14 protein-coding genes are annotated in these 12561 nt (G+C 62.0%); 2 read left to right on the forward strand and 12 right to left on the reverse strand.

The genetic code is table 11. The features are described from left to right. Positions 1-12 precede the first annotated feature (12 nt). The 8 genes from WKV53_RS03270 to WKV53_RS03305 form a co-directional block, all read right to left on the reverse strand. Complete coding sequence (locus WKV53_RS03270; RefSeq protein ID WP_341402918.1) at positions 13-273, reverse strand: acyl carrier protein; 261 nt, start codon at positions 271-273, stop codon at positions 13-15. A gap of 13 nt (positions 274-286) precedes the next feature. Then, complete coding sequence (locus WKV53_RS03275; protein ID WP_341402919.1) at positions 287-1009, reverse strand: SDR family oxidoreductase; 723 nt, start codon at positions 1007-1009, stop codon at positions 287-289. A gap of 59 nt (positions 1010-1068) precedes the next feature. Then, a complete protein-coding gene (locus WKV53_RS03280; protein ID WP_341402920.1) occupies positions 1069-2778 on the reverse strand; it encodes a hypothetical protein in 1710 nt (569 codons plus the stop codon). Beyond that, the gene (locus tag WKV53_RS03285) at positions 2778-4277 is read right to left on the reverse strand and encodes a hypothetical protein (RefSeq protein ID WP_341402921.1); all 1500 of its coding nucleotides are present in this window, start codon (positions 4275-4277) and stop codon (positions 2778-2780) included. Before WKV53_RS03285 ends, WKV53_RS03280 begins: the two co-directional genes overlap by 1 nt. 75 nt (positions 4278-4352) lie before the next feature. Further along, the gene (locus tag WKV53_RS03290) at positions 4353-4817 is read right to left on the reverse strand and encodes a gluconokinase (protein ID WP_341402922.1); all 465 of its coding nucleotides are present in this window, start codon (positions 4815-4817) and stop codon (positions 4353-4355) included. A gap of 1 nt (position 4818) precedes the next feature. Next, positions 4819-5844 (reverse strand): zinc-binding alcohol dehydrogenase family protein, encoded by a 1026-nt coding sequence (locus WKV53_RS03295; protein ID WP_341402923.1) that lies wholly within the window; start codon positions 5842-5844, stop codon positions 4819-4821. Further along, positions 5844-6653 (reverse strand): TIM barrel protein, encoded by an 810-nt coding sequence (locus WKV53_RS03300; protein ID WP_341402924.1) that lies wholly within the window; start codon positions 6651-6653, stop codon positions 5844-5846. Before WKV53_RS03300 ends, WKV53_RS03295 begins: the two co-directional genes overlap by 1 nt. Then, positions 6653-7054 (reverse strand): RbsD/FucU domain-containing protein, encoded by a 402-nt coding sequence (locus tag WKV53_RS03305; protein WP_341402925.1) that lies wholly within the window; start codon positions 7052-7054, stop codon positions 6653-6655. The genes WKV53_RS03300 and WKV53_RS03305 overlap by 1 nt, the downstream gene beginning before the upstream one ends. A gap of 83 nt (positions 7055-7137) precedes the next feature. Here WKV53_RS03305 and WKV53_RS03310 point away from each other — a divergent pair, with 83 nt between their 5' ends. Then, positions 7138-7815, forward strand: coding sequence for a FadR/GntR family transcriptional regulator (locus tag WKV53_RS03310; protein WP_341402926.1), 678 nt, complete (start codon positions 7138-7140; stop codon positions 7813-7815). A 43-nt stretch (positions 7816-7858) separates the two neighbouring features. On the opposite strand, the gene WKV53_RS03315 is transcribed toward WKV53_RS03310, so the two are convergent. The 4 genes from WKV53_RS03315 to WKV53_RS03330 all read right to left on the reverse strand — a co-directional run bounded on the left by WKV53_RS03315 (position 7859) and on the right by WKV53_RS03330 (position 11010). Next, positions 7859-8503: a glycoside hydrolase family 20 protein gene (locus tag WKV53_RS03315; RefSeq protein ID WP_341402927.1), complete on the reverse strand. Its 645-nt coding sequence runs from the start codon at positions 8501-8503 to the stop codon at positions 7859-7861. A gap of 72 nt (positions 8504-8575) precedes the next feature. Beyond that, positions 8576-9463, reverse strand: coding sequence for a type 1 periplasmic-binding domain-containing protein (locus WKV53_RS03320; RefSeq protein ID WP_341402928.1), 888 nt, complete (start codon positions 9461-9463; stop codon positions 8576-8578). A 34-nt stretch (positions 9464-9497) separates the two neighbouring features. Then, the gene (locus WKV53_RS03325) at positions 9498-10517 is read right to left on the reverse strand and encodes an aminopeptidase (RefSeq protein ID WP_341402929.1); all 1020 of its coding nucleotides are present in this window, start codon (positions 10515-10517) and stop codon (positions 9498-9500) included. Positions 10518-10524: 7 nt separating this feature from the next. After that, positions 10525-11010, reverse strand: coding sequence for a DUF5069 domain-containing protein (locus WKV53_RS03330; RefSeq protein ID WP_341402930.1), 486 nt, complete (start codon positions 11008-11010; stop codon positions 10525-10527). A gap of 109 nt (positions 11011-11119) precedes the next feature. Between WKV53_RS03330 and WKV53_RS03335 the strand changes: the two genes are divergently transcribed. Next, complete coding sequence (locus tag WKV53_RS03335; protein ID WP_341402931.1) at positions 11120-12517, forward strand: Gfo/Idh/MocA family protein; 1398 nt, start codon at positions 11120-11122, stop codon at positions 12515-12517. Positions 12518-12561 lie beyond the last annotated feature (44 nt).

Genomic DNA, 12561 nt, shown 5'->3' on the forward strand with positions numbered 1-12561 from the left:
ACAGGATCAGGTTCAACCCTTCTCCTCGATCGCCTTCGCGATGGTCTCCACGCTTTGCAGCACGCCCTTCGCCTTCTCGGCGTCGGCGATCTTCAGGCCGAAATGCTTCTCGATGGCCACGACCAGCTGGAGCGCATCCACGGAATCCAATCCAAGCCCACCGGCACCGAAGATCGCGGTTTCATCGGCGATCTCCCCTGCATCGAAGTCGAGCATCAATTCCTCGACCATCACTTCCTTGATTTTTTGCCGGAGTTCCGCGCCTTGAGCCATGATTATTAAACTGTTAGAAAATGCCGCCGTCGATTTTCAGGGCGGACCCTGTGACGTAGCCCGCATCGTGGCAAGCGAGAAACAGCACCGCGGATGCCACCTCGGCAGGGGTGCCGAAACGGCGCATCGGAATGCCCGCTTTCGCGCGTTTTGCAGCTTCCTCGTCCATGTGGGCCAGCGCCTCGGTCGCGATGTAGCCGGGTAAAATCGCATTCACCGTGATCCCAGCCCGCGCGACCTCCTTCGCCAGCGTCTGCGTCAGGGCCACCACCCCGGCCTTCGCCGCGGCGTAGTTCGTCTGGCCCAGCGGCGGCAGGATCGCGCTGAGGGAGGAGATATTGATGATGCGCCCGAAGCGCTGCCCCATCATCGGCCGGATCACCGCGCGACAGCCAAGGAAGACCGCATCGAGGTTCGCCGAGATCACCGAAGTCCACGCCTCATCCGGCATCGTGGCGAGCAAGTGGTCCCGGTGCAATCCGGCATTGTTCACGAGCACATCGAGCCGGCCATCGGCTTCGAGGATCGCAGCCACAGCATTCTCCCAGCTTTCCTTCGAGGTCACCTCGAGATCGACCAAGCCACAGCGACCGGAAAACTCCGCGGCCAGTGCCTCGGCTTGGGAACGATTGCTACGAACTCCGAGCCACACCTTGGCCTCGGGATCTTTTTCCAGGAAATAGCGCCCGATGCCGGACCCGAGCCCGCCATTGCCGCCAGTGATGAGAATGGTCATGCGGCAGGCGTTCTAACCGCGAATCGCCCGCACATCAACCGGCTGCCCCGACAGCGCTCCTACCTGCTTTTCTCCACCGCGAGCTTCACCGCCTGCCGGGCTTCCTTTGCCTCGCTGGCATCCTTCAGCCCTGCGATCCAGCGCTCGGCAGCGGCAGGATCATTGAAGCTCCACTGCGAGGCGATGTTGCGCACGGCGCAAAGGCGTTCCGGTCCGGCAGGGAGAGACTCCGCCCACGCCGACGCCGCCGTAGGATCGGATCCTCCCCAGTGAATGGAAATCTCGATCATCTCCTCGCTTGTCGTGGCATTACCCACTCCCTTGACCAGCGCCATGCGATAGATCTCCGCGGCGATCGGCTGCAGGGGGTTTCCCGTATAGACAAGGCGATCCGCCATCTCCTTCAGCTTCTCCGGCGGCGCGTTCCGCACGTAGGCCACGGCTTCCTCCATTTGTGCAGGCGTCCATTGCGAACGCAACATCAGGGCATCCTCGACTGGACCGCTCATTGCTTCGGCAAACTCGTCGGCAACCGTCGGCGTTTTCTGGGGCTGCTGGCTTTTCTCGCGACTCCGCATGCCGGCGTCCTTCAGGCGATTGAACTCCGCCTCCGTAAGGAAGGAAGCCAACTCCGCCGGCACCTCCTCCCTCGTCACCCCGTATCTCTGTTCCAGATTGCCGATCAACTCTTGCCGCGCTTTTGCAGGGAAGTCCGTGTGCTCGGACAGGTATCGGGCGGCCGCCACCGGATCGTGGGAAAAAAGCCCGCCCAGCGCGGACTTGAGGGTATCCGCCGTTTGCTTCTTGGAAAACCCGAGCTGCGAATAATCAGCCGCCAGCCATAGCTCCTCGCAGCCCCTGGTTCGAATCCCCGGCCATCCTCCCGGGATCGTCCGATTCAAGTCGGCAGCGAACTTCGGGGAAAAGTCCCCCAGATGCTCGGCGACACGCTTCGATTCCGCCTGCATCTCTTCCAAGCTCATCCCTCCCGCCAGATCAAAGGCAGCCGCATAGAGTCGCGCCCCGTCCGGCTGGGTGGACAGCCAACGAACCGCATTGCCCATATCCTTCGTCATCATGGCTTGGGCTGCCGCGGCACGCAGTTGGGCACGCCATCGGTCACCGCGTTGATCGGCCAGATTGAGGAGCTTCTCGCCGTCGTGACCGGCCGCCTTTGCGAGCAGGCGCGTCATCTCACCGGCCGGCTCGCCGTTGCCCGGCGGCGGAAACTCAAGCGCAAGGGCCAACACGGCGGCGGGGTCCCGGTCCACCAGCACCTTCATCCCCGCGAACATCATGCGCCGCCCCTGCTCGGGGTTCGCCAGCTTCTTTCCGAAATCGATCAGTCCCTCGGCATCTTGTTCGGCGAGACGAGCCAGATGCTGCACGGCCGTGCGCCTGCCTTTGGCAATGCCATCCGCCACGAAGCCATACGGGTCCTCGTTGAAAAGCAGCCCTTCCAACTCCCCCATGAAGAGCTTCACCACCAGCGGATCGGGATGCCGGAAGAGACCTCCATCCAGCCAGGCCAAACGCTCCTGCGGCGGAATATCGCGCGCAAGCTGGATCGCCGCGTGGATCGCCGTCCAGCGATCCTTGGCCGCCCGCAAGGGAGCCATCGCCGCCTCGGCGGAATTCCCCGTGGCTGCGCGTGGAACCGGAGCCACCGGTGGCACCGCGGACTCAGGCCGCCGAAGCGCCATCGCACCCCATCCCGCCGCGAGTGACGCGACGAACACCAACACTTGAGACCATCGGAAACTGTTCATCACCGGGATTCGCTTGGGGTGGAAAGGGCACGGATGGCCTCCGGTGTTTTGGGATCCGCCACATATTTCCGGTAAGCCTCGGGATCCTTTGACTTCCATCGGGACAGCAAGTCGGAAAGCTGCTCATCACGCTGCCGGGCATCTGACATCGCAGCCGCCCACGACAAGGCTTCGGCATACGCCGGCTCTCCCTCCTCCACCAGATGACTGGAAAAATGCAGGATCAGCTCATCCCGGACTCCTCCCGCCGGTTGCCGGTCAAGCCAACCTCCGAAGTCCCACGCATCTCGCTCCATCGCCATGTCGGCGAGTTGGAGCGCCGCCTTTCGATACGCGGGCTTTTCCGCATTCTGCATCGCCGTATCGAGCGCCTGCTCCGGCATGCGCTCCACCAGCGCCTTCCCGAAACCATCCAAGGGAGATTCCGTGCTGGTCCATTGGCGAGAGCCCTCCGGAAAAAACACGATGACCGGGTGCTCGCCGAGCGAGCGACCTTCATCGAGCAGTTTGGAAAGAATCCCCGCCGCCGCCTCAGGCTTCGACCCGGCGAGGCTCGCCCCGATGGTCCCTAACAGATTGTCGCGCAACAGCGGTGAGCCAATGTCCGAAGCGAAGCGCATGGCCACCTCCGGATCTCGCTCAGCCAAGGCTTTGACATACGCTCCCTGGAGACGCTGCTTGATATCGCCGGCAGGCAGCTTCGCGAGGATCTCGGGAACCGCCGCCTCATTCTGACGGGCGATGTCCCGCATGAGTTCGTCGTCCTTGTTGATCGTGCTCACCAGTTTCGGCTGTTGGAGCCCCCACTTGAGAGCCTCAGCAGCATCCTGCTTGGCCCATTCGCGGAAGATCTTGTCCTTGTTGAGTCCCGAGCTGAACCGGAGCGTGACATCCATCGCTCTTTCGTAGCTGCGCTGGGCCAGAAAGGCGTCCACCACGCGACTCGCCGACCGACGGCTGGCCATGTCACCCTCCTCCATCAGCTTGAGCACATAGTCGGGATCGCGACTCGCGATGGCTTGCATCACCAGCATCTGGATCTGGTCATCCCCGGAATCGACCGCCGCGCGGTGCGCTGCTTTTGGATCCGAATAAGCCCACGCTTCCCAAGCACGGGAAGGCCCCAAGCCCGGGCGCTTGGCCTTGATGGCACCCGCAGGATCGAGCGCCACCCAGCGGGCCATCACCAGCACGATCAACTCGTCAGGCACCGCCGGATTCTCCATCAGATGATTCCAGAACTCCTGCACCTCCTCCAGCGAGGCATGGGGAAGCCATAGCGCCACGCGACTGACCCGGTCCGGCAACTTCGGATCCTTGAGAATCTCAAGCGTATCGTCGCTGGGCAGCAATCCGGCAGCCATAACCTTCGGCCTGATCGCCGCTTTGGTCGCCAATGGCGCCGGTGCCGCCTCGGGCTCATTTTGGAATACCCCATGAGCCAACGCGCCCACTGCCAACCCGGACGCCAGGAGCCAAACATGAGGGGGGATTCTCATCGGAAAGAAGGAAGGTCGCCTTTCCTCCCATCCAAGCGAATCTGCCGCTGCTTGTCCACCTCAGCCGCGAGTAGGCTAGCAGCGGGAGATCACCACCTCGCTGACTTCTTCCGGAGACCTATCATTCTCGATCTCCTCCACATCCTCTCCTAGTTCCAGCGTGTTGAGCTGCGAATCCAGCAAGCTGCCCGGCATGAAGTGCTCGCGATGGGCTAGACGCTCTTCCAACACCGCACGCCCCGCAGTGAGCACGAAAAACCGGATTGGTCCCGCAAGCTCACGCAGTCGGTCCCGATAGATTTTCTTCAGTGCCGAGCAAGCCAGCACGATCGAGCCTCGATCCGCCAGATGATGCCCCAGCGCCTCTAGCCACCCCTCGCGATCCCCATCATCCAGCGGGACACCCGCACTCATCTTGGCGATGTTCTCCGGCGGATGAAACGCATCGGCATCCGCGAATTCGCAGCCAAGCTCCTCCGCCACCAGCTTCCCGATGGTGGTCTTCCCGCTCCCGCTGACACCGGCGATGACAATCCTCACGTTAGAGCTCAATGATCACCTTGATCGCTCCGAGCTTCGGATCCGTGAAGCGCGAAAATCCGGCCGGCACGTCATCAAAGGCGAGGCGATGGGTGATCCACGCGTCCGTATCGATCTTCCCTTCCCCGATCAGCGCGATGATCTCGCCGAAGTCCTTCGGCAGCGCATTGCGCGAGGCAAGCAGCGTGAGTTCACGCCGATGGAAAACAGGCGCATGCGGGAACACGAGTTCCTGCGTGGTGATGCCGACATAAACAATGCGCCCCGTGAACGCCGCGTATTGGAAGCAATTCGACATCGAAGCCGCCGACCCGGTCGCATCAATGACCACATCGGCAAGCTCGCCACCGGTGATCGCCTCAAGCTCTGTCAGCTCGGAACCATCGCCTTGGACGATGATGCCATGAGCAATGCCAAGCTTCTCGCGGCAGAAGTCGATGCGTCCCGGCACCATGTCCATCACCACGACCCGCAGGTCCATCAGCTTCAGAAACTCCAGACAGGCGAGGCCAATCGGGCCAGCCCCAATCACCAGCACCGTCTCTCCGGGCTGGGGATTTCCACGCTGCACCGCGTGATAGCCAATCGCCAGCGTCTCCACGAGCGCGAGCTGATCGTAGGAAAGATCATTTCCCGGATGCAGCTTGCGCGCGGGCACGATCCACGAGTCCCGCAATCCACCATCCTGGTGCACGCCTAACACCTGCACTCCCGGACAGCAGTTGGAAGCCCCCTTCTGGCTCGTCGGCGTGACGGGATCGTTGACGTAAGGCTCCAGCGAGCACTTGTCCCCCGCCTTCACATTCGTAACCCCTTCCCCGGTGGCGAGCACTTCAAGACCCAGCTCATGCCCCGGGATACGCGGATAGGAAAAGAACGGCATCTTCCCCAGATAGCCGGAGAGATCCGTCCCACAGATCCCCATCCGATGGGTGCGGACGAGCGCCTCCCCCGGCCCGGGTGCAGGAGAGTCAGGCAAATCAATGACCCGGATCTCTTCCGGTCGAGTGAACTGGATGGCTTTCATCAACGAAGAGTGGCCAGCGATTGAAAGGTCTGCTGCGCCGCAGTCTCGGCATCGGGAATCGGAAAGACCTCAGCAGAAACGTAACCGGAATACGAGATCTCTCGTAGCACCGCCATCACCGGCGCTGGATCCGTGTGACCGAAACCCATCGCCTGCCGGTTTGAGTCAGCCCAATGAACATGCCCCAGATGGGAAGCCCCCGCACGCAATGACGCGGCAATCTCTCTCTCCTCGATATTCATGTGAAACAAGTCGGCCAGCAGCACCACATTGGAAATTTCCCGTTCGTCGAGGAACTCCGCAGCGGCAACGAAATGATTGAAGAGATTCGTCTCGTAACGATTGAGCGGCTCATAAATGAAAGCCACGCCACAAGCAGCGGCAGCTTCCCCGGCAATCCGGAGCGAGCCCGCTAACAGATCCAGTGCCTTCTCCCGCGGCACCTCGGCGCTCCATTTCCCCTGCATCGAGCCGAGGATCGCTGGTGCCCCAAGCCTCCCGCCGAAGCCGATCATGCGCAGCAGGAAATCCAGCGCCGCCTTCCTCTTCTCCGGCGAGGCATCGGTCAGCGAGAGCCCGTGCTTCACCATCCCCGAGCCGGTGCCCACGGCGGCGATGGCCAGGCCGTGCTGCTGTTGGAGCGCATGAATCTCCTCCGCCGGCACGGCATCGGGACCTTCCAGGAAAAGCTCCACCGCATCAAAGCCAATGGCCGCCGCCTTCGCGAAGCTCTCCGGCAAGGGCTCATGAAATACAAACGGGCCCGCCGCCGACTCCGGCACCCGGCACAAGGTGACAGCCGTCTTCATCAGACCGATTCAAGGATGATGTTCCCATACGGCGTCGCATCTCCAGTCCGGATCAGCCCGATCGCCTGCGGCACGCGCTTCTTGAAATCCACGTGCGGCTCGCGGGTCAGCGGGATACTGCCGAAGGACTTGGCGAAGCGGTCGACCCGCTCCTGCGGATTGGTCGAAACGAATTCCTCCGCCTGCCAGATCCGGCCAATTTTGAAGACCGGCGTCAGCAGATCCAGCACGTCGAGCACCGTCGGAATCCCGTGCGTGAGCGAAATATCCACCGTTTCGATCTGCGGCCAGTAGGGAAATGCCCAGTCCGCGATGACCACGGTATTTGTATGACGAATCCGCGCGATCAGTTGCAGGATATGGGGATTGAGGATGCCGCTCTGGAGCATGGAGGCGATCATGCACGCCCGATCGCGGGCGTCATGCCGGAAAGCGCCCTTGTTTCCACTGGAAGCACCCGCTGCCCCCGTTCTAGCGTACTAACGTGCAACGACGAAGCGCCCAAATCGCCGGAGAACTTGAGCAGGAAATCCTCGCCGGCAAGCTGCCTCCCGGCGAACGCCTCCCCTCCGAGGAAAAGTTCTGCGAGCGCTTCAAGGTCAGCCGCACCGTCATCCGCGAGGCCATCCAACAGCTCCGCGGCCGGGGCCTTCTCCGCACCCTCAAGGGCAGCGGCACCTACATCGCCGACCCCAGCCTCGAGTCACTCGGCAGCGCCGTGGAGAGCTACTCGGTCCTCGCCGAGGAAAGCGATTTCCTCGAGCTCATCGACTTCCGCATCCTGATCGAAACCGAGTGCGCCCGCCTCGCCGCAAAGAACGCCGGCGAGCAAGTGATCCGCGAACTCAAGCGCATCGTCGAAGCGATGGACAAGGCACGCGGCACCAAGGACAAGTTCAGCAAGGCCGACATCGCCTTCCACCTCGCCATTGCCCGCGGCTCCGGCAACCGGATCTACTCGATCCTGTTAGGCGCGCTCGAAAAGCGCTGCATCGCCTACGCCCAGGCCAACCGCGGCGACGGCGACTGGTCCACCCCCGTCATCTCCGGCCACAACGAAATCCTTGAAGCCATCGAAGCCGGCCTCCCCGACAAGGCCGCCGATGCCATGCGCAAGCACTTGCTCTCGTCCCGCCGCCACTTCGTCGATCTCTCGACGTGAGCCCCACTGGGACCGCGGGATTCATCCCGCTTGGACGATTGGTTCACCAACCCGCCTTCTCCAAAATCCCCGCCACCGCCTCGAGCTTCGAGTAATCGCCACGCCACGTGGTGTACATGAAGCCCTTCACCCCTTCCACCTTCGCCGCGGAAGAAAGCCAGGCGCCGACATTCTCAAGCGTGTCGTCATAAAAACCAGCGATGACCTGCTTGTGCCCGCGCTTCGCAAAGAACGCGAGGCTCTCGTCCCGCTTCCCGAAATTCCAGTTCATGATCTCCACCGAAGGCTCGAGCCCGTTCCACGACCCCTCCAGCGAATCCCGGACGAGATAGTAATCCTTCACCGCATTGTGATGTGGATCGAACATGTCGTTCCACACCAGGATGCGGCCACCCGGGACCTGCTGCTTGAGCAGCCCGGCGCAGAACTTCACATTCCACGCCGCAATCTCGCCTGCCGGTTTACCGGCACACGATTCATCCCATCCCAGCACCCGCCATTCATCGTGGCTCATCAGGTGCGTCTTGCTCCCCCACAGCGCAGCCACCCGCTTCGCCTGATCCCCGAGCAACTGCTGGAAGGCCGGCTCCTCCACACAGCCTGAAACCTGCCCGTCATAGACGACGTGCGTGTGAAAGTACGAGACCCGTAGTGCTTCCCCATCGGCAATCCCCTTCATCCGGATCACCGGCGGCTCCTGCCACGCCGTGAACTCCCCCGGCCAGGGCTTGGTGCCAGTATCCGGATTCGCGACCTTCTCCTAGTCCTTGCCCTCCGTCAGCACCTTCCCATCGGCCTTCTTGATCAATAGCGGTGCACCAGGCCGTCGAAGCAGATTGGACGGCCCGCATTCCGAAATGGTTGCATCATCCCACCACAGCGTCCCGCGGTGACCTCCCCAAATCCCGAAGTAAAGCCCGACCTCATCCGAATCGAGCGAGTTGAAGGTCACGTCCTGCCGCGTCCAATCCTGATCCGGGGACACCTTGAGATTCGTCCACTGAAGCTGCCGCCCATTCTTGCCGATCGCCTTGATCTCCGGAACGCCACCGCCAAAGCCCTCCGTGCGAATCCGCACCGAGGCATGATACTGGCGGAAGGGTGAAACCTTCAGCTTCTTGTTCAGCCGGGCATTCGCATCCGTCACCTTCGAACGCATCGCACCACCATCAGGCTCCAAGCTATCGTCGATGAAATCCCAGCCCTTCCGATCATTCATTTCCCCACCGGGTAATGAGACCGCTGGATCCGGGACGATGGCAGCCACCCCATCCTTCACCACGAACGGCGCATCCTTCACCGGCAGTCCTTCCGCCAGATTCGGATCATGGAACAGCAAGTCATTCGAATACCCGACCGGAAACACCGCCGGCACGATCTCGATGCCCAGCTTCTTCGCAGCCGCTTTCACCTTCTCCACGTTAGGCGCGTAGTTCGGCATCACCGTGGCCAACCGCGAGAACTTCGAGTCCGTCACCAGCGCATGCGTATAGCCCGATTTCGCCGAACGCTCCAACAGCGCCACCACATCATTCGCCCGCTCATCCACCTGGAAGTTCGTGGGAATGTAGATCCAGCGCTCCTTCCGCGGCGCAGCCGCCTGAACTGCGAGCGCGGAGAAGAGGAATAGAAGCGAGCGAAAGATCATCCAGACGCGAAACGCGCCCAAACGCCTTCAAGTTTCACTCCTCATCTCCCTCCAGCCTCAATTTCTTCACCCGCTTGTAAAATACGTCCAGATCCCCACCGCACTCCACGAGCAGCTTACGGAAGGCCGGCACGTGCTTCTGGTAGGTATGAAGCGAAACGAGGTCCGCATTGTTGACGTCCCGCGTCAGCCACCCCTCCAGCCCGCGGCCGCCCCACTTCCGGCGCAGTTCACGAAAGCGATCCCGCAGATCGCCAAAGACCACAGCCTTCCGCCGCCGCATCTCTTCCGGCGGCAAGTCGGACGCGTAGAGCTTCTCCAGCTCGGCCCGCGTCCAATCCACCCGCTCATAGAACTCTGCCCGGCGAACCAGCCGCGCCTCGAACTTCTTCAAGTCCTCCATCCGCCCTTCATGCCTTAGCCAGCGCTTCACACCTTCCTCCGCATTCGCGTTGGCAAAGGACTCGTTGAAGACCGTCGCGCCACTCCGGAAATATTTCCGGTGACTCAGCTCGTGGAAGATCAGCTCGGCCAGATCGACATCTGCGGCATGGACGAAGGTATTCAGCACCGGGTCGTGGAACCAACCGAGCGTCGAGTAGGCATCCACCCCGCCGACTTGAACGTCATAACCCTCTGCTCGCAGCTGCTTCCCAAGCTCATTCGCATCCGCCTCATCAAAGAACCCCCGGTAGTCCAGCTTCCCCAGCGTGGGATACCACCACCGCTTCGGCTCCAGCGAAAACTCCGGCGCCGCATAAAGCGTCCACGTCACATACGGCCGCCCAAGATCCGCATACTTCCCATAGCTCTCATCACCCGGCAGCGAAAGATACTCGCTAGCAAACCGGCGGATATTCTGCACTGCCTCCAGCTGCTTGCGAAGCTTCGGATCCGTATCCCTCGAAGCCAACATCGGCTCGATCGGCTTGCTCTTGCGCAAGATCTCCATCTGCCCGCTCGCCGCCTGGGTGTAGAACTCAAGCGTCTGGCAGGACGACAGCGACAAGACCACCGCCGCCATCAGAAGTTGCTTTGGAAGGTGTCCCATCATCGCGACATCACTTCCACGCCTCCCGCCACATGTCCGGATACCACCGCCCCTCGTCCATCTCGATCAGGTCGAAATCCGTCACCGCCCCACAATCCCCCGGCAGTCCATAGTTCCCGATCTGCGCCGGGATAAATTCATCCGTCTCATCATCCCGCCAGCCGCGCTTGCTCATGAAGCTGTTATAAATCAGCAGCTCCTCCGCATTCAGGCGACGGCCGTTCTCGTGGCACCAGTCGAGCACCTCCTCATTCGTCTTTCCGGCCAGCGCCTGCTCGCGCACCGCCTCGTAGCTCACGCCCAAATAGCGGCAGGTCCGCCCGTCGAAGCCCTGCCCGAGCATGTCGAAGTAGTCCTCCGGCAGCCTGCCCGCCGCATGCAGCCGGATCTTCGAGCACATCCGCGCGAAGTAGAACATGCCGCTCGTCTTCTCATAGCAGCCGGAAATGCCGTCGATCTTCATGATGCCCGCACAAGCTGCACGGCTTCCGGCCATTCGCCACGCGAAATTCCTGCCACCCAAAATCGCAAAACCCCGGCGACTCCCGGGGTTGCCTCCCGAAAGGGATTTCGGTAACCAATCGTATTCACGCGACATCAAAAACATGAACCTCGACGAAAAAGTGACCAATTCCGCCAGCGGACGCCGGAACTTCCTCAAGACCATCGGCGGTGTTGGAGCCGCAATGGCGGCGGTGACCGGTTTGGCAAACGCCCAAGGCGGGCCAGCACGCCCCTCCAGCGCGAAGTACATGGGCGACTTCGCCGCTCCGAAGCTCGAAAAGGTGAAGGTCGCGATCATCGGCGTCGGAGCCCGCGGGTCCGGCCATGCCGCCCAGCTTTCGTCGATCGAAGGCGTGGATTTCGTCGCCATCTGCGACGTCGTCGAGGACCGCGCCAAGCGCGCCGAAGCCAGCGTCACCAAGAATGGCCACAAGCCGAAGCTCTACACCGGTGACGAAAACGCGTGGAAGAAAATGCTCGAGGAGACCAAGCCGGACGCGGTCTTCGTCGTCACCCCGTGGCCCCTCCACGCCCCGATGTGCGTCGCCGCCATGAAGGCCGGCGCCCACGCCTTCACCGAGGTTCCGATGGCCTACACCACCAAGGACCTCTGGGAAATCATCGACACCTCGGAGGCCACCGGCCGCCACTGCATGATGATGGAGAACGTCAACTACGGCCGCGAGGAACTCGTCTACCTCAACATGGTCCGCCAGGGCGTCATCGGTGACCTTCTCCACGGCGAGGCCGCCTACCTCCACCCGCTCCGCGAGCAGATGGAAAACGGCGACTCCACCGGTTCCTGGCGCACCTTCCAATACGCCAACCGCAACGGCAACCTCTACCCCACCCACGGCCTCGGCCCGGTGGCCCAGTACATGAGCCTTGCCCGCACCGAGGACACCTTCGGCCGCATCACTTCCTTCTCCTCGCCCGCCAAGGGCCGCCACCTCTACGCGCAGAAGTCCACCAAGCTCACCAACCCCGAGTTCAAGAACCTCGACTTCAAGGGCGGCGACCTCAATACCTCCATCATCAAGACCGCGCTCGGCCGCACCATCATGGTTCAGTGGGACGAGACCACCCCGCGCCCCTACTCCCGCCACAACTACATCCTCGGCGTGAAGGGCGCCCTCGCCGGCTTCCCGAACCGCATGTCGATCGAAGGAGTCACCAAGGATCACAGCAAGGGCTGGGCGGAAGACGAAGAGTGGGAAGCCATCGCCTCGAAATACGAGCACCCGTACTTCAAGCGCATGGGTGAACTCGGCAAGAAGATGGGCGGCCACGGCGGCATGGACTTCCTCATGCTCTACCGCATCATCGAGTGCCTTCGCGAAGGCCAGCCACTCGACCAGAACGTCTACGAAGGCGCCTTCTGGTCCGCTGTCGGCCCGCTCAGCGAGAAGTCCGTCGCAGAAGACGGCATGCCGCAGGACTTCCCTGACTTCACTCGCGGCGGCTGGAAGACCACCAAACCACTCGCCATCATCAGCTGAAGCGACACCTTCCAAAAAGGCGCGGCTCCATCAGGGGTCGCGCC

The sequence above is a fragment of the Luteolibacter sp. Y139 genome, assembly GCF_038066715.1.
Classification (GTDB): Bacteria; Verrucomicrobiota; Verrucomicrobiia; order Verrucomicrobiales; family Akkermansiaceae; genus Haloferula; species Haloferula soli.